At 74.5% G+C, this 19,482-nt stretch carries 19 protein-coding genes; 8 read left to right on the forward strand and 11 right to left on the reverse strand.

Going from position 1 to position 19,482, the window contains the following annotated elements; all coding sequences use genetic code 11:
* Positions 1 to 16: 16 nt before the first annotated feature.
* The 3 genes from IE295_RS01215 to IE295_RS01225 form a co-directional block, all read right to left on the reverse strand.
* The gene (locus IE295_RS01215; RefSeq protein WP_190061509.1) at positions 17 to 1,579 is read right to left on the reverse strand and encodes an alpha/beta hydrolase; all 1,563 of its coding nucleotides are present in this window, start codon (positions 1,577 to 1,579) and stop codon (positions 17 to 19) included.
* 166 nt (positions 1,580 to 1,745) lie between these two features.
* On the reverse strand, positions 1,746 to 2,774 hold the full coding sequence (locus IE295_RS01220) for a DUF1996 domain-containing protein (protein WP_190061510.1): 1,029 nt from the start codon (positions 2,772 to 2,774) through the stop codon (positions 1,746 to 1,748).
* Positions 2,775 to 2,779: 5 nt separating this feature from the next.
* Complete coding sequence (locus IE295_RS01225) at positions 2,780 to 3,586, reverse strand: DUF4142 domain-containing protein (RefSeq protein ID WP_190061511.1); 807 nt, start codon at positions 3,584 to 3,586, stop codon at positions 2,780 to 2,782.
* A gap of 364 nt (positions 3,587 to 3,950) precedes the next feature.
* On the opposite strand from IE295_RS01225, the gene IE295_RS01230 reads away from it, so the two are divergent.
* A complete protein-coding gene (locus IE295_RS01230; RefSeq protein WP_190061512.1) occupies positions 3,951 to 4,640 on the forward strand; it encodes a nuclease-related domain-containing protein in 690 nt (229 codons plus the stop codon).
* A gap of 28 nt (positions 4,641 to 4,668) precedes the next feature.
* On the opposite strand, the gene IE295_RS01235 is transcribed toward IE295_RS01230, so the two are convergent.
* Positions 4,669 to 5,070, reverse strand: coding sequence for a BlaI/MecI/CopY family transcriptional regulator (locus IE295_RS01235; RefSeq protein WP_190061513.1), 402 nt, complete (start codon positions 5,068 to 5,070; stop codon positions 4,669 to 4,671).
* A gap of 121 nt (positions 5,071 to 5,191) precedes the next feature.
* Here IE295_RS01235 and IE295_RS01240 point away from each other — a divergent pair, with 121 nt between their 5' ends.
* Positions 5,192 to 7,306, forward strand: a complete 2,115-nt coding sequence (locus IE295_RS01240) for a transglycosylase domain-containing protein (protein ID WP_190061514.1) — start codon at positions 5,192 to 5,194, stop codon at positions 7,304 to 7,306.
* A gap of 24 nt (positions 7,307 to 7,330) precedes the next feature.
* Here the strand turns inward: IE295_RS01240 and IE295_RS01245 are convergent, their stop codons facing one another.
* Entirely contained in the window at positions 7,331 to 8,596 is a 1,266-nt protein-coding gene (locus IE295_RS01245; protein WP_224322942.1) for a polysaccharide deacetylase family protein, read from the reverse strand.
* A gap of 43 nt (positions 8,597 to 8,639) precedes the next feature.
* Positions 8,640 to 9,362 carry a peptidyl-tRNA hydrolase gene (locus IE295_RS01250; RefSeq protein WP_190061515.1) on the reverse strand — a complete coding sequence of 241 codons (723 nt, stop codon included), beginning with the start codon at positions 9,360 to 9,362 and terminating at the stop codon, positions 8,640 to 8,642.
* Between the two features lie 23 nt (positions 9,363 to 9,385).
* Here IE295_RS01250 and IE295_RS01255 point away from each other — a divergent pair, with 23 nt between their 5' ends.
* The 4 genes from IE295_RS01255 to IE295_RS01270 all read left to right on the forward strand — a co-directional run bounded on the left by IE295_RS01255 (position 9,386) and on the right by IE295_RS01270 (position 13,145).
* The gene (locus IE295_RS01255) at positions 9,386 to 10,231 is read left to right on the forward strand and encodes an ABC transporter ATP-binding protein (RefSeq protein ID WP_190061516.1); all 846 of its coding nucleotides are present in this window, start codon (positions 9,386 to 9,388) and stop codon (positions 10,229 to 10,231) included.
* Positions 10,228 to 10,896 (forward strand): ABC transporter, encoded by a 669-nt coding sequence (locus IE295_RS01260; RefSeq protein WP_190061517.1) that lies wholly within the window; start codon positions 10,228 to 10,230, stop codon positions 10,894 to 10,896. The genes IE295_RS01255 and IE295_RS01260 overlap by 4 nt, the downstream gene beginning before the upstream one ends.
* Positions 10,897 to 10,990: 94 nt before the next feature.
* Entirely contained in the window at positions 10,991 to 12,784 is a 1,794-nt protein-coding gene (treZ, locus tag IE295_RS01265; protein WP_190061518.1) for a malto-oligosyltrehalose trehalohydrolase, read from the forward strand.
* 70 nt (positions 12,785 to 12,854) lie between these two features.
* The gene (locus IE295_RS01270; RefSeq protein ID WP_190061519.1) at positions 12,855 to 13,145 is read left to right on the forward strand and encodes a hypothetical protein; all 291 of its coding nucleotides are present in this window, start codon (positions 12,855 to 12,857) and stop codon (positions 13,143 to 13,145) included.
* Positions 13,146 to 13,179: 34 nt separating this feature from the next.
* On the opposite strand, the gene msrB is transcribed toward IE295_RS01270, so the two are convergent.
* The 4 genes from msrB to IE295_RS01290 form a co-directional block, all read right to left on the reverse strand.
* Positions 13,180 to 13,587 (reverse strand): peptide-methionine (R)-S-oxide reductase MsrB, encoded by a 408-nt coding sequence (msrB, locus tag IE295_RS01275; RefSeq protein ID WP_190061520.1) that lies wholly within the window; start codon positions 13,585 to 13,587, stop codon positions 13,180 to 13,182.
* A 26-nt stretch (positions 13,588 to 13,613) separates the two neighbouring features.
* Positions 13,614 to 15,008: a UDP-N-acetylmuramate--L-alanine ligase gene (murC, locus tag IE295_RS01280; RefSeq protein ID WP_190061521.1), complete on the reverse strand. Its 1,395-nt coding sequence runs from the start codon at positions 15,006 to 15,008 to the stop codon at positions 13,614 to 13,616.
* A gap of 81 nt (positions 15,009 to 15,089) precedes the next feature.
* Positions 15,090 to 15,731 carry a response regulator gene (locus IE295_RS01285; RefSeq protein WP_190061522.1) on the reverse strand — a complete coding sequence of 214 codons (642 nt, stop codon included), beginning with the start codon at positions 15,729 to 15,731 and terminating at the stop codon, positions 15,090 to 15,092.
* Positions 15,728 to 16,966 (reverse strand): sensor histidine kinase, encoded by a 1,239-nt coding sequence (locus tag IE295_RS01290; protein WP_190061523.1) that lies wholly within the window; start codon positions 16,964 to 16,966, stop codon positions 15,728 to 15,730. The genes IE295_RS01285 and IE295_RS01290 overlap by 4 nt, the downstream gene beginning before the upstream one ends.
* Positions 16,967 to 17,141: 175 nt before the next feature.
* Between IE295_RS01290 and IE295_RS01295 the strand changes: the two genes are divergently transcribed.
* Together IE295_RS01295 and IE295_RS01300 are read left to right on the forward strand one after the other, a co-directional pair.
* Positions 17,142 to 18,206, forward strand: coding sequence for an ABC transporter permease (locus tag IE295_RS01295; protein WP_190061524.1), 1,065 nt, complete (start codon positions 17,142 to 17,144; stop codon positions 18,204 to 18,206).
* Positions 18,203 to 18,970, forward strand: coding sequence for an ABC transporter ATP-binding protein (locus tag IE295_RS01300; RefSeq protein WP_190061525.1), 768 nt, complete (start codon positions 18,203 to 18,205; stop codon positions 18,968 to 18,970). Before IE295_RS01295 ends, IE295_RS01300 begins: the two co-directional genes overlap by 4 nt.
* Here the strand turns inward: IE295_RS01300 and IE295_RS01305 are convergent.
* Positions 18,919 to 19,416 (reverse strand): indole-3-glycerol phosphate synthase, encoded by a 498-nt coding sequence (locus IE295_RS01305; protein WP_190061526.1) that lies wholly within the window; start codon positions 19,414 to 19,416, stop codon positions 18,919 to 18,921. The two genes, IE295_RS01300 and IE295_RS01305, sit on opposite strands and share 52 nt — an antisense overlap.
* Between the last annotated feature and the right edge of the window lie 66 nt (positions 19,417 to 19,482).

The following is a 19,482-nucleotide window of genomic DNA, read 5'->3' on the forward strand; positions in this document are numbered from 1 at the left end:
CCCGCCGGGGGGTTCCTTACGTCGTCGCGCGCGGTTCCGCGCGCGGTGCGCAGTAGGCGCGCCGCGCCGGGAGCTTGCCGTCGAGCAGGTACTCCTCCAGGTAGCGGTTGACGCAGGCGTTGGGGCCGCCGCCGATGCCGTGGGTGCCGGCGCCGCGCTCGGTGACCAGGGCCGAGCCGCCCAGCCTGCGCTGCAGCTCGAGCGCCCCCTGGTACGGCGTGGCCGCGTCCCGCTCGGCGGCCAGCAGCAGCACGCCCGGCAGCCCGGCCTTCCGGTCGGTCCTGACGTCGAGCGGCTTCTGCTGCGGGCCCTTCCAGAACGCGCACGGCAGGTTCATGAAGGCGTTGCTCCACGTCTCGAACGGGGCCTTGCGGGCCAGCCGGTCGTTGTCGCGCTCCCACGTCGGCCAGGAGTGCGGCCATGGGGTGTCGTTGCACTCCACGACGGTGTAGACGGCGTTCTCGTTCTCGGCGGCCCGCGCGCTGTCGGCGTGCGGCGCGGCCAGCGCGATCAGCGGCTTGTCGTCGCCGCGCAGGTACGCCGAGAGCGCCTGGGCGTCGCGGGCCCAATGGCTGTCGGCGTAGCCGGACTTCAGGAAGGCGGACTGCAGCTGGCCCGGGCCCACCGTGCCGCCCGCGGGCCGCTTGGACAGGCGCTTGCTCGCCTTCTCGTACGAGGCCAGCACCTCCTGGGGGTTGCGTCCCAGGTGGTAGACGGCGTGGTGGCGGGCCGCCCAGCGCCGCCAGTCGGCCCAGCGCCGTTCGAAGGCCGCCGACTGGTCGAGGTTGTTGCCGTACCAGACCTTGCGCGGGTCGGGGTTGACGACGCTGTCGAAGACCATGCGGCGTACGTGGGTGGGGAACATCTCCGCGTACAGGGCCCCGAAGTAGGTGCCGTACGACGCCCCCATGTAGGTGAGCTTCTTCTCGCCGAGCGCGGCCCGCAGGACGTCGAGGTCGCGGGCGTTGTTGAGGCTGGTGAAGTGGCGCAGGCCGGCGCCGCCCCGGCGGGCGCAGCCGCGCGCGTACGCCCGGGCCTTGGCGAGCTGCCGCTTCTTGTACGCGTCGGAGGGGTGCTGCGGCGCGTCGGTGGGGCCCTTCTCGAAGCCGGCCGGGTCCACGCAGGACAGCGGCGCGGAGCGGCCGACGCCGCGCGGGGCGTAGCCGATCAGGTCGTACGCGTCGGAGATGTCGCGCCACTGCGGCAGGCGGGTGAGCAGGGGGTAGAACATGCCGTTGCCGCCCGGCCCGCCGGGGTTGAAGACGATGGCCCCCTGGCGCTCGTCCTCGTCGCCGGCCGCGCGGGCGCGGCTGACGGTGAGGCGGATGTGCTTGCCGTTGGGGTGCGCGTAGTCCAGGGGGACGGAGACGGTGCTGCACTCGATGGGGTCGGGCAGGCCCTCGACGGCCGGGCAGTCGCCGAAGTCGATGCCCTTGGCGGCGGCCCGGTGGGCGGCCACGGCCACGCCCCGGGCCTCGGCGAGGCCGGGGTCCAGGGCGTGGGCGGGGGCGGCGGGCAGTCCGGTGAGCCCGGTGAGGATCAGAGATCCGAGGGTTCCGTACAGGGCTGCTGATCTCACGGGGGAATATCCCTTCATATGCAATACGGCAAAAGGGATAATTCGGAAAGCGGAAGGCGAAGTAAAGCACTGGGTGCGATGTCGGACGGGAATGCGCCCGAAGAGAGCCCGCGCCCGGTGCCGAAGGCCGCCCGTCTGTCCGCCGTCCTCCGTGGCCGGCCGCCCGTCAGCCGCAGCGGCGGCCGCCGTTGATGCAGCGCACGGCGGTGTCCATGAGCCGCTCCGGCATGACGTTGGCGAAGTCGGCGTGGTCCGTGACGGGCTTGCGCAGCTGCTCGGGGAAGCTGTCGACGGCGAACACCGGTCCCTGGGGCACGCTGTAGGTCAGCTCCATCCGCAGCTGCGGCACGGGCCGGAAGCCGCCGGCGCAGCGGCCGGTCCGCGGGTCCGGGAAGACGATGTGCGCGCGGTGGTCGCCGCTGTCGGTGTTCCGGCCGTCCCAGCAGCTGGGGAAGTCCAGCAGCCGTACGACCTTGCTGCCGCGCGGGCAGAGCGGGTACGCGTCCGTGAAGTGCCGGCCGGCGACGCCCGTGCAGCCCCAGCGGGCCCGGGCGTTGCCGGGGCCGGAGGTGAACGCCTTGGCGTCGCCGGTGATCACCCGCAGCCCGGGCGGCATGGCGGCGACCTTGGCCGCCGGGTTGCCGCGGAACGTGAGGGAGGCGCTGTCGGGGGTCAGCACGCGGCCGGTGTTGCCGTCGCGGCTCTCGGCGCCCTTCTCGCCGGTCAGACGCAGGACCGGCCAGAAGTAGGCGGACTTGTCGCCCTGGGCGCAGGTGGTGCCCGCGGCGCGCAGCGAGGCGTCGGTGGAGAAGGCGTCGGTGGAGCGGTTGCCGACGTAGTCGTGCAGGTGGTGGGCGCCGTTGGTGACGCCCGGCGTGACGATGAAGTTGTCGGGGTTGCGGTGGCCGTTCTCGTTGCGGCCGCAGCGGGTGGTGAAGACGCCGGTGGAGGCGGAGGCCTGGTTCCGGGGCGGCGGCGCGTCGGGGCGGGCGCGGCGGATGTCGGCGAAGTCGGTGGGGGAGGGGCCCGCGTGGGTGTGACTGTCAGTGGGGGGTGTCACTCTGGGTGACGAGGTCGGGCGGGCGGAGGCGCTGCCGGTCACGGCGGCGAACGTGCCCGCCGAGCCGAGCAGCGCCAGTAAGGCGATGACGATCAGGTGCTTGGCGCCCAGTCGGCGCCGGTGACTGGCCGGCATGGGGATCAGCTCTCTTCGGAGGGAGACGGGGATGAGGGGGAGAGGGATGGGACCGGGGGCGTGGTCGCGGCCGGGTCCGGGCCGGGGGAGGCCGGTTCGGGTGCGTCGTGGGCGTGGGACGCGGCGGGCGGGAGGGCCGGGGTCACGGCGGGGGCGGGCGGCGGCCCGGCTCCCCGGCCGGGCGGAGCCGGCGGGGGCGGGCCGGACGCGAGGGCGTCGAAGTCGACCAGCCCGGTCTCCTCGAGCACCTTCATGTGGTCCAGGACGGTCGTGGCGGCGTCGTCGGCCAGCTCGCGCACCGCGGAGTTGCGGGTGCCCGCGCGCACCTGCCCGACGAGGGCGAAGACCTTGCCGTGGGCGAAGCGCAGGATGTTGGCGAACTCCCGGTCGTACGCCCCGCCGTGCGCGGCGTCGAGCCGGGTCAGCCAGCGACGCTGCTCGGCCGTGGGCTGGCTGGGCAGCTCGAGGCCGAGCCGCTGCCCCACGTCGCGCACGTGCTGGTCGAGGGCGGTGTGGCCGTCGACGAGGTGCCGGCCGGCCAGCTTGACGGCGGCCGTGGTGCCCCGCTCCAGCGCCTGCTGGCCGGCGGGGGTCTCCCAGAGCCCGGCCAGCCGGACCCGTTCGACGAAGTCGCGGTCGGCCGCGGACAGCGGGCCGAACCGCGTCGGGACGGAACCGGCCGTCGGGTCGGCGGCGGCCGCGCCCGCGGCCGTGCCGGTGCGGTCGGCGTAGGACCAGAGGGGGAACAGCAGAGCGGCCAGGGTCGCCGTGAGCGCGGTGACGATCAGGCCGGTGCCGGTGAGGGATCGCATGGGACCTCCTTGTGCGCGACCGCACGCTAGAGGCCCGGAACTGATCGGCAAGCGGATTCGGCGGATCCGTGGGCGGGGGCGGGGCCCGGATTCCCGTGCCGGCCTGCGCGTTCGGTCCGTCCGAGAAAAACCGGAGGGGAATGTGGGCTGCGTCACGGCGCGGGCAAGGCGGCCCGGGGCGGCGGGGGCGGTTGGTACGTTGTGCGGTTTCGCCGGGGGGCGCGGGGGCGTGCGCGGGCGGCGCCGGGATGTGGTGAGGCCCCGCGGTCGGGGGGACGCCGCGGGGCCTCACATCACCCAACGGGTGGTCGATTGGGTTGGTTCCCGCGCTTCTGCGGCAGTATGGCGGGTGGGGGTGATGGGCGTGCGTGAACGGCCGGAAGCGAAGAGGGGCGCGAACGGAAAGCGGTACGACCCCGAAAGGCTCTTTCTGCCCCCCGACGACGATCTCGCCCCGAACAGGCCGGGCGAGACCCTCCGGGCCCGGCTCGAGACCTCCCGGGCGGGCCGGGCGCGCCTGGTGATCGCCCGGCTGCTCGGGCGGCGGCCCGTGGAGGACTCCTGGCGCCGCGCGCTGGCCGCCGAGCAGCTCGTCGGGGCGGAGCTGGAGGGGCTGACGCCGGGCGGCTGGGAGGTCGTGCACTCCATCGTCCTGCCCGGCGAGGCCGTCATCTCCCATCTGCTGATCGGGCCCGGCGGCGTCTTCAGCGTGGCCGCCGAGCAGATCCGCGGGGGACGGGCCGAGGTGGACGACGCCTCGGTCCGGGTGCCGGGGGAGCGCCATCCGCTGCCGTACGTGCGCCGCGCGCGGCACAGCGCGCGCCGGTCCACGCAGGTGCTTTCGCGGGGCTGCGGGTTCCCGGTGCGGGTGCTGCCGGTGCTGGTGCTCGTCGGCGCGGACGGCGTGGAGGTGGCGGACTCGCTGCGGGACGTACGGGTGCTGCGGGAGGAGGAGGTGCCGGGGCTCGGCGCGCTGGGCGGGGTGCTGCACCCGGACCGGGTGGACCGCATCCACACGGTGGCGCGCAACCGGCGGGTGTGGCTCCGGGCGTAGGGGCGCGCGGCCCCCGCCGGGCCGGTGTCTACCAGGGGCCGGGGACGGGTCCGGTCAGCAGCCGGCACAGCAGTGCCGCGTCCTCGTCGGTCAGCCCGTCGGCGAAGCGGGTGAGCACGACCTCCCGGTCGGGGCGGCCGTCGAGGACCTTGTGCATCCGCCGGGCGGCGAGGCCCGCCTCGTCGGTCAGCGGCGCGTAGGCGTAGGCCCGGCCGCGCGGGGTGCGGGTGAGCACCTCCTTGCCGTGCAGCCGCGACAGGATCGTCACCACGGTGCTGTACGTCAGCTCGCCCGAGAGCGTGGCCTGCACCTCGCGCGGGGTGAGCGGGGCGCCCGCCCGCTGCAGTGCGGCGAGGACCTCGCCCTCCAGGGCGCCGCTGGCGCGGCGCCTGCCCTGGCGCGCGACGACGGTGGGGGTGGGCGTTGCCATGGGTGTCGATGATCCTTCGATAAACCTTCGCAAGTCTTCCGCTTGCCTCTACAGGAGTGTAAAGGCTCCCTAAGGTATTGAGAGAACCCTGAGTAATCTGACTGAGCTTCAGATTCCGGTTATGGCAGACTCGCCCCAGAATCGAGCTGTAGACGCAGCGACGGATGTTCGGACGGGGTCGGGTCAAGCGGTGGGCGAGCGACGGAAAAATGGGGCACATGCGAACAAAGGCTCCGTATTTGCCTATGGTCGCCGGGGGAAGCGGGGGACCTCCCGCAGCGTCGCGCTGAACCGTTTCCGTCCCGCCTACCCCCGCCCCGGGCGCACGGGCTACCGCCGCTGGATCCCCTCGTGGCGCCAGGTCCTGGGCTCCTTCGGCATCCTCGCCGGCGCGCTCACGGCCACCGTCGCGATCCTCTACGCGCGCACCGGCATACCCGCCGACCTCAACGCCTTCGCCACCCAGCAGGACAACGTCTACTACTGGGCCGACGGCACCGAGATGGCCCGCACGGGCCCCGTCGACCGGCAGGACACGGCCCTGGAGAAGGTCCCCGAGAAGGTGCGCTGGGCCGCGCTCGCCGCCGAGAACGAGACCTTCTACTCCGACAGCGGCATCTCCGTCAGCGGCATGACGCGCGCCGTGTCCAGGATGCTCACCGGCGGTGACACCCAGGGCGGCTCCACCATCACCCAGCAGTACGTGAAGAACGCCTACCTCAACCAGGAGCAGACCTTCACCCGCAAGCTCACCGAGATGTTCATCGCGATCAAGCTCGACAACAAGATGAGCAAGCCGGACATCCTCGAGGGCTACCTCAACACCAGCTGGTACGGGCGCGGCAGCTACGGCATCCAGCGCGCCGCCCACGCCTACTACGGCAAGGACGTCTCGCAGCTCGACGCCAGCGAGGGCGCCTTCCTCGCCTCCCTGCTCAAGGGCGCCGCCCTCTACGACCCGGCGGTCAGCGCCAAGAACCACGAGCGGGCGGTGGAGCGCTGGAACTGGATCCTCGACCGCATGGTCGCCATCGGCAGGCTCTCGCCCCAGGAGCGGGCCGGCTACACCCGCTTCCCCGAGCCCAAGGCGCCGCCCAGGCCCGCCGGGCTCAGCGGCCAGACCGGCTACCTCGTCGACACCGCCCGCGCCTACGTGAGCGCCCACACCGAGGTCTCCGACGCCGACTTCGACCTCGGCGGCTACCAGATCCGCACCACCTTCCGGAAGCCCGACACCGAGGCGCTGGCCAAGGCCGTCGAGGACGTCCGCAAGGGGCTGGACCCCGACAAGCGCGAGAGCGACAAGAACGTACGCGTCGGCGCCGCCTCCGTGACCACCGACGGGCGCATCCTCGCCCTCTACGGCGGCCCCGACTACCTCAAGCAGGGCTTCAACGACGCCAACTCCACCGTCGTCCCGGCGGGCACCACCTTCGGTCCCTTCGTCTACGCGGCCGCCCTGCGCGACGGCATCCAGCGCGTACGAGGCGGCCCGCGCGTCCCCGTGACGCCCGCGACCCTCTACAACGGCGACGACAAGGTGGCCATCCGCACCCCCGAGGGCCCCTACTGGGACCGCTCGGGGAAGATCGTCAAGGCGTCCAACGACGGCGGCAGGTCCTACGGCCGGATCACCCTCAAGGACGCCGTCGCGCGGTCCGTGAACTCCCCGATCATGCAGCTGGGCATGGACGTGGGCCTGGACCGGGTGGGCAGGGTGGCCGTGCAGACGGGCCTGCTCGCCGAGAGCCTGGGCGCCAAGGTGCCCGCCTTCTCCCTCGGCACCAGCACGCCCAGCGCCATCCGCATGGCCGGCGCCTACGCCACCTTCGCCGCCAAGGGCATGAACAGCGAGCCGTACTCCGTGGAGCGGCTCAGCCGCAACGGCGACCCCGTGGACGTGGAGAAGCCCACCGCCGAGCGCGCCCTGCCCGTGAGCGTGGCCGCGGCGGTGGACGACGCGCTGCACGACGCCGTCCGGCGCGGCACCGCGACGGCGGCCGGGGCCGCCGGGCCCGGCGTGGCGGGCACGAACGGCACGGGCCCGGACAACAAGTCGGCGTGGTTCGCCGGCTACCGCGGCCGGACCGCGACCGCCGTCTCGCTCTTCCGCATCGACCCCAGGACCCAGGAGCCGCTGCGGCTGGACGGCCTGGGCGGCGCCGCCGCGTCGGTGCGCGGGAGCACGTACCCCCTCGCCATCTGGACCCGGTACATGAGCCACGCCGGGAAGTGAGAGGGGGCCGGCGGCCCGCGCCGGCTACTTGGTGAAGGTCTTCCAGTCCGGGGCCTGCGCGGGGTCCAGCCCGCGCAGCTTCGCCAGCACCTTCGGGTCCTGGGCGTCCAGCCAGTCGGCCACCTGCCGGAAGGAGACGCAGCGCACGCCGTCCCGGCGACAGACGTCCTTCATCACGTCCTCCATGGCCTTCATGTAGATCCCCCCGTTCCAGGTCTCGAAGTGGTTGCCGATGAACAGCGGGGCGCGGCTGCCGTTGTAGACGCGGTTGAAGCCGTTGAGGTACCCCTCGCGCGTCAGCTTCTGCCATTCGGCGCGCTTGGCGGGATCGCCGTTGGTGTTGTCACCGGACTGGTTGAAGAGGAAGTTGAAGTCCATCGAGAGGACCTGGCGCTCGCTCTTGGGGTAGGGCAGCAGCTGCAGCGGGAAGTTCCAGATGCCGTCGTTCTTCGTCGGCCACAGCTGGAAGTCGCCGGGCGAGCTGGCGTCGTAGCGCCAGCCGAAGGTCTTCGCCGCCGGTATCAGCGTCTTCTGCCCCTCCAGGCAGGGGGCGCGGCCGCCGACGAGCTCCTTCTCGTAGTCGAAGGGCAGCGGGTCGACGTTCTTGAAGCCGGTGTTCGTCTTCCAGTTCTGGACGAAGGAGTAGGACTGCTCTATCTCCTTCTTCCACTCCTGCGAGGTCCAGTCCCCGCCGCCGTTCTTGCCGCAGAAGTGACCGTTGAAGTGCGTGCCTATCTCGTTGCCCTCCAGCCACGCGCCGCGCAGCTGCTCCAGGGTGTCCTTGATGTGGGCGTCCGAGGTGAAGTCGATGGCCGCCTCGCCCGGCTTGTGCCGGGGCGGCAGGTACTTCTGCCGGTCCGCCTTCGGCAGCAGGTAGATGCCGGTCAGGAAGTAGGTCATCTGCGCGTTGTTCTGCCGGGCGACCGAGCGGAAGTGGGAGAAGAGCTTGTCGTCGTTCTCCAGCGCGCCGTCCCAGGAGAAGACGACGAACTGCGGCGGCTTCTCGCCCGGCTTCAGCTTCTCGGGCTTGGCCACCTTCGGCTGCGGCCCGGTGTAGGACGTCGAGCCGTCCCCGAGGACCCTGACCTTGCCGTCCCAGACCTCTTCCGGCTTCTTGCCGCCGTTGGCCTCGTTCTTCGCCCCGCCCTCCGGCTCGGGCGAGGAGGCGGCGGAGGCGGCGCCCTTGCGGCCGTCCCCGCCGTCGTCGGCGTGCGTCAGCGCGGCCACGAGGGCCACGGCCACGCACACGGCGCCCAGAGCCGTCCCCCCGTACAGAGACCTCTTCGACAACTTCGTGCTCCTGTGCGCCGGTACATGTGTTTCAGCGCCAGTATCACAGGCCCGTGTGACGGTTCCGCAGGGCGGGATGGTCCGCGACCACCGTGCACGAGCCGGGCGCGATCTCGGTGAACCCCGCGTCGCGTACCACCGGTAGCCCGCTGCCCGTCACTTCCGCCCAGCGCGCCGGATCCGCGGTCCGCACCGACAGCGCGAAGCCGTCCTTCCGCCAGACCTCGCGCGCCGCGTCGTCCAGTGCCCACCACGCCAGCTGGGCCCCGTGCCCGGCCTGCGCCATGGCCTTGCCCGCCGACATCTCCAGCGCCGGGTTCAGCCACAGCACCGGCCGCCCGGCCTCCGGCGCGGCCGGCGGTGCGGGGTCGTCCAGGTCCGTGCCCGACACCTGCAGCTTGATCAGCTCCTTGGGCCAGCCGTCCAGCGGGACCGGCGGGAAGACCCGCACCTCCGCGGCCTCGCCGGGCACCGTGATCCCCGGCAGCGCGCAGGCCTTGCGCCACTCCGCGCCCCGCGCCCGCCGCACCACCTTGCGGATCCGCGCGTCCTGCCAGTCCCGTACGGCCTGCGCCCACTCCCCCTCGTCGGCGGTCGCCCGCTCGTCCGACAGCAGCGTGAGCACCGCCCGCGCCGCCGTCTCCAGGGCGTCGGTACGGGCGGGCGGGGCGGCCTTCTCCACCCGTACGACGAGCGGGAGGACGAACTGCGGTGCGTCGTCGCGGGGGTCCTGGGGGAGGGCGGGGGAGGTGTCTGAGCTGGTCACACCCCCACGCTACCGTGGGGCCCATGAGACTGACGGGGGTCGGGCGCCGCTATGGAATCGGCGGCCCATGGGTGTTACGCGACGTCGGCATGGAGCTCCCCGCGGGCGCGCTGCTGCGCGTCCAGGGGGCCAACGGCAGCGGCAAGTCCACGCTGCTGCGGGTGATCGCGGGCATCGACGCCCCCGACGCGGGACGCGTCGAGGGCCGGCCGCGCACCGCCTACGTCCCCGAACGCTTCCCCGCCGCCCTGCCCTTCACGGCGACCGGCTACCTCACCACGATGGGCCGCGTGCACGGCCTGGGCCGGGCCGCCGCCGCCCGGGCCGCCGGGGAGTGGCTGGAGCGGTTCGGCGCCGGCCACCACGCCCGTACCCGCCTGTCCCAACTCTCCAAGGGCACCAGCCAGAAGGTCGCCGTGGCCCAGGGACTGCTCGCCGCGCCCGGCCTGCTCGTGCTGGACGAGGCCTGGACCGGCCTGGACCCGGCGTCCCGGACCGTCCTCGACCGGGCGGTCGCCGACCGCGTCGCCGACGGCGGCACCGTCGTCTTCGTCGACCACGACCCCGGGCGCCTGGCCGGGCGAGCGGACGCGTTCTTCCGCGTGGAGGCCGGGCGGGTGCGGCGGGAGCGGGAAGCCGTTCCCGTCGCGGAGGACCGCGTGCGGATAGAGGCCGAAGGCCCGGCCGGCGCCGAACTCCCGCCCGCCCTGCCCGGCGATCCCGCGTGCGAACCCGTCCCCGGCGGGCGGCCCGGCGCCGTGCGGCTCACCGTCGGCGCCGCGCACTCCGACGAACTGCTGCGCACGCTCCTGGCGGCCCGGCCGGCCTGGCACATCCACGCCGTGACCCCACGGGAGGCGAACCGATGACCGCACTGCTGCGCTACCAGGCCACGCTGCTGATCCGCTCGCACCGGTGGCTCGCGCCGCTGCTGTTCCACGGCATCCTCCTGTGCATCGGGGTGCGCCCCGGGGAGCCGGTGCTGGACTCCTTCGCGTACGCCGCAGCCGTCCTGCTGCCCACCACCGCCTGGCTGGTGCGGGTCTGCGTCACCAACGAACCCCCCGCCGCGCGCGCCTGCGCCGCCGCGGCCGTCGGCCCCGTCCGCGCCCACCTCGCCGCGCTGCTGACCGCGCTGCTCGCCTCGGCCGCCCTCGGCACGGCCTGCGCCGCCGTCGTCGCCGCGGTCGGCGCCCCGCGCAGCACCGACCACCGGGTGGCCGTCCCCCTGCTGCCCGCGACCCTGGCCGGCCTCGTGGCCGCCCTGGTCTGCGCGCTGCTCGGCGTCGCGGTGGGAGCGCTGTGCAACCGGCCCCTGCTGCGCAGCACGGCATGGGCGGTTCCGGGCACGATGCTCGTGGCGTGCCTGGCGCTGTTCGTCTGGGGATCTCCCGCCAGGGCCGCCCTGAGCAGGCTGACGGCCGGCTCGATCAGCGGGTCCGTGCCCGTGCCGTTGCCGCCCCTGGCCTTCGCGGCCGTGCTGGCGGCGGGCGCCACGGCGGTGGCCTGCGCGGTGAGCCGGCGCCGGGAGTAGCGGGCGGCGGGCCGCAGGGCCCCATCCCGCCGGCGGCCGCCGGACGGCACCATGGACAGCACGAACCCCGGGTCCTTCGTGAGAGGAGCTGCCTGTGCTGTTCGAGGTGTGGGCGCCGGACGCCGCGCGCGTCGCCCTGTGGGCGGACGGCCGCACGTACGCCATGGAACGCGACCCGGCCCGCGCGGGCCGGTGGTGCCGCGAGGCGCCCGCCGCCGACGGCACCCGCTACGGCTTCGCCCTCGACGGGGGACCGGTCCTGCCCGACCCCCGCGCGCGCCGGCTGCCGGACGGCCCCGAAGGGCCGGGCGCGGTCGTCGACTTCACCCGCTTCACCTGGCGTCACCCCTGGCCCGGCCGCCCGCTGCCGGGGGCGGTGCTCTACGAGCTGCACACCGGCACCTTCACCCGCGAGGGCACCTTCGACGCGGCCGCCGCCCGGCTGCCGCACCTGGCGGACCTGGGCGTCACCCACGTGGAACTGATGCCGGTCTGCCCCTTCCCGGGCACCCACGGCTGGGGTTACGACGGCGTGGCCCCCTGGGCCGTGCACGAGCCCTACGGCGGCCCCGACGGCCTGCGCCGGTTCGTGGACGCGGCGCACGGGCTGGGCCTGGGCGTCGTCCTCGACGTGGTGCACAACCACCTGGGCCCCTCGGGCAACCATCTCCCCGCGTTCGGGCCGTACTTCACCGACACCCACCACACGCCCTGGGGCGCCGCCGTCAACCTCGACGCCCCCGGCTCGGCGGAGGTACGGGCGTACCTGACCGGCAGCGCGCTGGCCTGGCTGCGCGACTACCGCCTCGACGGGCTGCGGCTGGACGCGGTGCACGCGCTGGCCGACACCGGGCCGAAGCACTTCCTGGCCGAACTGTCCGCCGCGGTCGACGCCCTCGCCGCCCGGCTGGGGCGGCCGCTGTTCCTCATCGCCGAGTCCGACCTCAACGACCCGGCCACCACCACCCCGCGCGAGGCCGGCGGCCTGGGCCTGCACGCCCAGTGGAACGACGACTTCCACCATGCCCTGCACACCGCCCTGACCGGCGAGTCCCAGGGCTACTACGCCGACTTCGCCACCGACCCCACCCACGCCCTGGCCAAGACGCTGCGCAGCGGCTTCTTCCACGACGGCACCCACTCCGCCTTCCGCGGCCGCCCCCACGGCCACCCGCTCGACCCGGCCACCACCCCCGCCCACCGGCTCCTGGCCTACTCCCAGACCCACGACCAGGTCGGCAACCGCGCCCTGGGCGACCGCCTGTCCGCGCACCTGACGCCGGGCCGGCTGGCGTGCGCGGCGGCCCTCGTGCTGTGCGCGCCCTTCACCCCGATGCTGTTCATGGGCGAGGAATGGGGCGCGCGGACCCCCTGGCAGTACTTCACCGACCACACCGACCCCGGCCTGGCCGAGGCCGTACGCACCGGCCGCCGCCGCGAGTTCGCCGCCCACGGCTGGCCCGCCGCCGAGATCCCCGACCCCCAGGACCCGGCCACCCGCGACCGCTCCTGCCTGGACTGGACCGAGCCCGGGCACGCCCCGCACGACCGGCTGCTCGCCTGGTACCGCGATCTGATCGCCCTGCGGCACGCCGAGCCCGCGCTGACGGATCCGCAGTGGGACTACGACGCCCTGTCGGTGACCCCCCGGGGCACGGTGTCCTTCCGGCGCGGCCCGCTGGTCGTCGCCGTCAACCTCACGGACCGGCCCGTGCGCCTGCCACTCGTACCGGGCGGCGCCCGCGCGGAGGTCCTGGCCGCGTGGCGGCCGCTCGACCCGCCGGACGGGGACGGCGGCACGACGCTGCCGGCGGAGTCCGCCGTGGTCCTGCGATGCGAGGGGCGGTTGCGGCCCACTGGGGCCGGAGAGACGCTGGAAGGGGCGTGACCGCTCCTTCGCGAGCGCGGGTCCACGGCGCCGGGCGCGGCGCGCCGCCGCAGCGAAGGAGTGAGGAGCCATGCGCACACTGCTCAGGGCCCGGATGGACACCCGTGCGGGGAACGAGGCGCTCCGCAACGGCACCATGTCGAAGGTCGTCGAGGAGCTGATCGAGCGTCTCCACCCCGAAGCCGCCTACTTCACCGCGCTGGACGGGGGCCGCTCCTGCCTCCTCGTCTTCGACATGGAGGACGCCTCGCAGATGCCCGCCATCTGCGAGAAGCTCTTCACGGAGATGGAGGCCGAGGTCGAACTGCACCCCGTCATGAACGCGGACGACCTGAAGAAGGGCCTCGCCGCCCTGCGCTGACCCTTCCGGCTCTCCGGCTCTTCGGCCTTCGCGGTCAGCCCTCGTCCGGCCGCAGGCGCAGCGAGATGGAGTTGATGCAGTACCGCTGGTCCGTGGGGGTGGGGTAGCCCTCGCCCTCGAAGACGTGGCCCAGGTGGGAGCCGCAGCGCGCGCAGCGCACCTCGGTGCGGACCATGCCGTGGGAGCGGTCCTCGATGAGCTCGACGGCGGAGGAGTCCTTGGGGTCGAAGAAGCTCGGCCAGCCGCAGTGGCTCTCGAACTTCTCCGTCGAGCGGAACAGCTCCGCGCCGCACGCCCGGCAGGCGTAGACGCCCGCCGCCTTGGTGTCGGTGTACTCACCGCGGAAGGCGGGCTCGGTGCCGGCCCGGCGGAGCACCTCGTACTCCGCCGGACTCAGCTCGGCGCGCCACTGCTCGTCCGTCTTCTCGACCTCGTATGCCATGTCGCACGCCCTCCGCGGTGTGTCGGTCAGCTCTCCAGGCGGGCCAGGATCTTCGGACCGAGGTCCGTGACGTCGCCCGCGCCCATGGTGAGAACGAGATCACCCGGGCGGGCCATTCCCGCGATCACGTCCGGGATGGCCGCCATGTCGTGCTCGGCGCGCACGTCGGCGCCGGCGGCCACCGCCGCGTCGATGATCAGGGCGCTGGTGATGCCGGGGACCGGGTCCTCGCGGGCCGGGTAGATGTCCAGGACCACGGAGGCGTCGGCCAGGGCCAGGGCCTGGCCCATCTCGGTGCCGAGCTCCTGGGTGCGGCTGAAGAGGTGCGGCTGGAAGACCACGAGCACCCGGGAGCCGGCGGCGGCGCCGCGGATGGCCTCGAGGTCGGCCGTCATCTCGGTGGGGTGGTGGGCGTAGGAGTCGATGACCTGGACCCCGGCCGCCTCGCCCTTGAGCTGCAGGCGGCGCTTGACGCCGGTGTACTTGCCGAGTGCGGAGGCCAGGTTGTGCGCCGGGATGCCGAGGGCGACGCCCGCGGCGAGGGCGGCGACGGCGTTGTGCGCGTAGTGGCTGCCGGGGACGGAGACGGCGAAGGTCAGCATCTTGCCGTTCAGCAGCACCGTGACCTCGCTGGCCAGGCCGCGCGGGGTGACCTTCAGGACGCGGACGTCGGCGTCCTCGGCCGCACCGTAGGTGACGACCTCGATGTCGTGACGCCCGGAGATGCGCTCGGTGAGCTCGCGGGCGCCCGCCTGGTCGGCGGAGACCACGAGCGTGCCGCCGGGACGAATCCGGCCGACGAAGGTCTCGAAGGATTCGTAGATCTCCTCCATCGACGCGTAGTTGGCGTGGTGGTCCAGCTCCACGTTGAGGACGATCGCGACCTCGGGCGCGTACTTGTGGAAGCTGCGGTCGCTCTCGTCCGCCTCGGCCACGAAGATGTCGCCGCCGCCGTGGCGGGCGTTGGAGCCGGGGCCGTCGAGGTCGCCGCCGATGGCGTACGACGGGTCGAGGCCCAGGGCGTCGAGGGAGACGGCGAGCATCGACGTGGTCGTCGTCTTGCCGTGCGTGCCGGCCACGGCGATCGGGCGCAGGCCGTCCATCAGGCGGGCGAGCGCGTCCGAGCGGTGGACGACCGGGATGCCGCGCTCGGCGGCGGCGGCCAGCTCGGGGTTGTCGGCGCGGATGGCGCTGGAGACGACGACGCAGCTGGCGTCCTCGGCGAGGTGGCCGGCCGCGTGCCCGATGTGGACCGTCGCCCCGAGCTCGCGCAGCGCGCCGGCGGTCTCGGACTCCTTCGCGTCGCTGCCCGCGACGGCCGCGCCGCGCTGCGCGAGGATCTTCGCGATGCCCGACATCCCGGCGCCGCCGATGCCGATGAAGTGCGGTCGGTCCATCGTCGTGGGGACGGCCGGTGCCATATGCGGTGCTCCCTGGAGGGTCGTGGTGCAGCTACAGGCACCGATTGTTGCACCCGCCGCCGACAGCGCGGTCCACGCCCGTCACAGAGGCCGGACCAGCCCGGCCGCCAGGCCCGCCGCCACGGCGGCGGTGCGGCTGTCGACGCCGAGCTTGCCGTAGATGTGCACGAGGTGGGTCTTGACGGTGGCCTCGCTGATGAAGAGGCGGCGGGAGATCTGCCGGTTGGCCAGGCCCTCGGCCAGCAGGCCGAGGATCTCGGTCTCGCGCGGCGACAGGGCGGGCCGCCCCCCGGACCGTACGCGGCCCAGGAGGCGGGCGGCGACCGGCGGGGCGAGGACCGTCTCGCCGCGGGCGGCGGCGTGCACGGCGGCGGCGAGCTCCTCGGGCGGGGCGTCCTTGAGGAGGTAGCCGGTGGCCCCGGCCTCGACGGCGGCCAGGATGTCCGCGTCGGTGCTGTAGGTGGTCAGGATCAGCACGGCGGGCGGGCGGGGCAGCGCCGTGATGCGCCGGGTGGCCTCGACGCCGTGCATGCCGTCGCCCATCTGGAGGTCCATCAGCACCACGTCCGGCCGGACGCCGTCCGCCAGCAAGCGCAGCGCCTCGGCGCCGTCGGCGGCCTCCCCGGCCGCCTCCACGTCCGGCAGCTCGTCGACCAGGGCGCGCAGGCCGCGCCGTACGACGGGGTGGTCGTCGACCAGGAGCACCCTGATGAGCCCGCTCACGCCGCCGCCCCCAGCGGCTCCGGGCCCGTCGGCAGGGTCGCGGCGATCGCCGTGCCCTCGCCGGGGGCGGACTCGACGACGAGGGTGCCACCGAGCTCGGCGATGCGTTCGCGCATGCCGTGCAGGCCGAAGGTGCGCCGCCCGTCCGCCGGGCCGTTGCCGGGCACGAAGCCGACGCCGTCGTCGTAGACGTCGAGGGTGACCTGGCCGTCGAGGTAGGCGAGGGTCACGGCGGCGTGGTCGGCCCGCGCGTGCCGGGCGACGTTGGCGAGCGCCTCCTGGGTCAGGCGCAGCAGGGCGACCTCGGTCTCCACCGGCAGCGGGCAGGGCTCGCCGTCGAGGCGGAAGGCGGCCGTGGGGAGCGTGCGGGCGGTGACCCGGCGCAGCGCCTCGGGCAGCGGGGCGTCCTCGAGGGCGGGCGGGGTGAGCTCCTGGACGAAGCGGCGGGCCTCGGCGAGGTTGTCGGAGGCGGTGCGCCCGATCTCGCGGACACGCGCGCGTGCCGCGTCGCCTCCCGCCGTCTCGGCGGCCCGGGCGAGCAGCACGATGCTCGACAGGCCCTGGGCGAGCGTGTCGTGGATCTCGCGGGCGAGCCGCTGCCGCTCGGCGAGCCGGCCCGCCTCCCGCTGCGCCGCGGCGAGCTCGTCCCGGGTGCGCACGAGGTCGTCGATCAGCAGCTGGCGCTTGCGGCTCTCCCGGTAGAGCGCCGCGTAGCCGTAGGCGGTCAGGATCGCCACGCAGGCGCCCGCGACCGGGCCGATCACCTTGGCCGCGGTCAGGCCGCCCGGCGCGCCGGCCTGGGCGGCCACGACCGCGGCGGTGGCGGCGACGACGGCCGGGTGCGCCCAGCGCACCGGCAGGGCGTGCAGGAACAGGAAGAACAGCGGGAAGGCGACGTAGCTGAAGCCCCGGTCCATGGCCAGCAGGAGCAGCCACAGGCCCGTGACGGCGGCGAGCCAGGCCCCGGGCCGGCCGGCGCGCCGGACGATTCCGGCCCCGTACGCGGCGGCGAGCACCGCGCCCACCGGAAGGACGGCCGCCGGCGCCCGGCCGAGGAGGGCCGGGGCCAGGGCCACGCCGAGCAGGGCGTAGAACGCCGCGTGCAGGGCGAGGCGCACCAGCCGCAGCGAGGGCACGTCGCCGGCGCCGGCCGCGAGCACCCCGGACGGCGGACGCGGCGCCACGCGCGCGTGCCCGGCGGCCGTGGCGCGGGCGAAGGGGCTGGTCGGTCTCATCCCGTCGAGCGTACGGGCCCGCGCGGGGGCCTCCGGCCGCCCGGCCGTCAACCGTTCGATTGATTTTCGGGTGCACCGGACGGACGAGCAGGGGACCACTCCTTGCCCCGATGCCGGCGGGCGCCCGCCCCGGAAGGCTGGACGGCGTCCCGCACCAGGCCCCGGGAGGCTCTCGTTGTTCGTCGCGCTCCGTGACATCCGCTTCGCCCGAGGACGGTTCGCCCTGATGGGCACCGTCGTCGCGCTGATCACCACCCTGGTGGTCTTCCTCTACGGCCTGACCGACGGGCTCGCCCGCGAGGCGACGTCCGCCGTGGCCTCCCTGCCGGCGGACCGGATCGTCTTCGGCGCCCCGGCCGGCGCCGAACCCGAGGTGTCGTTCTCCAACAGCACCCTGGACGAGCGGCAGCTGGCCGCCTGGCGCCGGGCACCGGGCGTGCGGTCCGCCGAACCGCTGGGGGTGGCGATGACGCGGCTGACGGCCGCCGGCTCGGCGTCGTCGGTGAGCGTCTTCGGCAGCTCCGGGCGGCTGCGCCCGGAGCCGGTGCGCGGCACGGAGCCCGGGGAGGGCCAGGCGGCCGTGAGCGAGCGCGTCGCGCGCGAGCACGGACTGCGCCCGGGGGACCGGATCACGCTCGGCACCCGGGAGCTGACCGTCTCGGGCATCACCCCCGACCGCAGCCACGGGCACGCGCCGGCCGTCTGGACGACGCTCGCCGACTGGCGCCGGGTGAGCCACCAGGCCGGGCCGACCGCGCTGGCGGTGACCGGCGGCGGCAGCCCCTCGGGGGACGCGGCGCGCACCACCCGGGCCGCCGGGCTCGACGACGCGCTCGAGGGCATCGACGGCTACGCGGCCGAGCACGGCACCCTCCGCCTCGTGCAGGGCTTCCTGTTCGTGGTGAGCGCGCTGGTGGTGGGGGCCTTCTTCACCGTGTGGACGGTGCAGCGGCGCCCGGACGTCGCGGTGCTCAAGGCGGTGGGCGCGAGCGGCGGCTACCTGCTGCGGGACGCCCTGGGGCAGGCCGCCGCGGTCCTCCTCGCCGGAGCGGCCCTCGGCGCGGGCGCCGGGGCCGCGGGCGGCGCCCTGGCCTCGGCGGCGGTGCCCTTCGAGCTGGGCGCGGCCACGGTGGCCGTCCCGGTGGCGGCGATGGTGCTGCTGGGGCTGGCCGGGGCCGCGCTCGCCGTACGCCGCATCACCTCCGTCGACCCGCTGACCGCGCTGGGAGCCAACCGATGACCACCGTGCCCACCACCCCCGCCCCCGCCACCGGGGCCGCCCTGTGGCTGGAGTCGGTCGCCCTGACCTACCCGGACGGCGACCGCCGGCTCACCGCCCTGGACGGGGTGACCCTGGCCGTCGCCCCGGGCGAGCTCGTGGCCGTCGCCGGACCGTCCGGCTCGGGCAAGTCGAGCCTGCTGGCGGTGGCGGCGACGCTGCTGCGCCCGGACGCGGGACGCGTGGTCGTCGCGGGGCGGGACACCGCCGGGATGAGCGCCGGGGAGCGGACGAGGCTGCGGCGCGAGCGGATCGGCGTCGTCTTCCAGCAGTCGAACCTGCTGCCCTCGCTCACGGCCGAGGAGCAGCTGCTGGCCGTGGCGCACCTGCGGGGCGAGAAGGTGCGGGCCGCCCGGACCCGGGCGGCGGAGCTGCTGGAGTCGGTGGGGCTGGACGGGGCGAAGCGGCGCCGCCGCCCGCACCGGTTGTCCGGCGGCGAGCGGCAGCGCGTGAACATCGCCCGCGCGCTGTGGGGCGAGCCGGCGGTGCTGCTGGTCGACGAGCCGACGTCCGCGCTCGACCACGAGCGCGGGGAGCGCGTCGTGGGGCTGCTGGCCGAGGTCACCCGGCGGCACCGCACCGCCACGGTGCTGGTCACGCACGACCGGGCGCTGCTCGGCCGGGCGGACCGGGTGCTGACGATGAGCGACGGCCGGCTGTCGGACGGCCCGGCTCACTCCTCGGCGCCGACGGCGGGCTCCTCGTCCTCGTCGTTGTGCGCGTAGAGCTTGAGGACCGGCACGCCGACCTTGTGCCGGGCGCGGGAGGCCCAGTCGCGGTGGAAGAACTCCTCGACCAGGTGCGGGGCGGTCAGCACGATCACCTCGTCGGCGTGGGTCTGCTCGACGACGGACCGCAGCAGGTCCAGCGGGTGGTTGTCGATGATCTGTCCCACGGCCTCGCAGCCCGCCTCCCGCAGGCTCCGCAGGGAGTGCTCCAGGGCGAGGGCGGCGGGCCGCAGCGCCTCCTCGCCCTCGGGTTCGTCCGCCTCGTGGACGGCCTGCTCCAGCTCGCCGAGGGCCACGTCGTCGATGGCGCGCAGCAGCCGGTCCTCGTTGCCTCTGGGCCGCATGAGGACGACGAAGGACATGGCGTCGTCGTGCAGGGTCGTCACGAAGTCGACATCCGCGGCGGACAGCGGCTGTTCGATCATCAATACGCTCGTGAACACGGTGGGCGCGCCCTTCTTCTCCTTGGGCCACCGGGCCCAACAGAAACCATCCTGCGCGTGCTCCCG

The sequence above is a fragment of the Streptomyces griseocarneus genome (assembly GCF_014655595.1).
Taxonomy (GTDB): Bacteria; Actinomycetota; Actinomycetes; order Streptomycetales; family Streptomycetaceae; genus Streptomyces; species Streptomyces griseocarneus.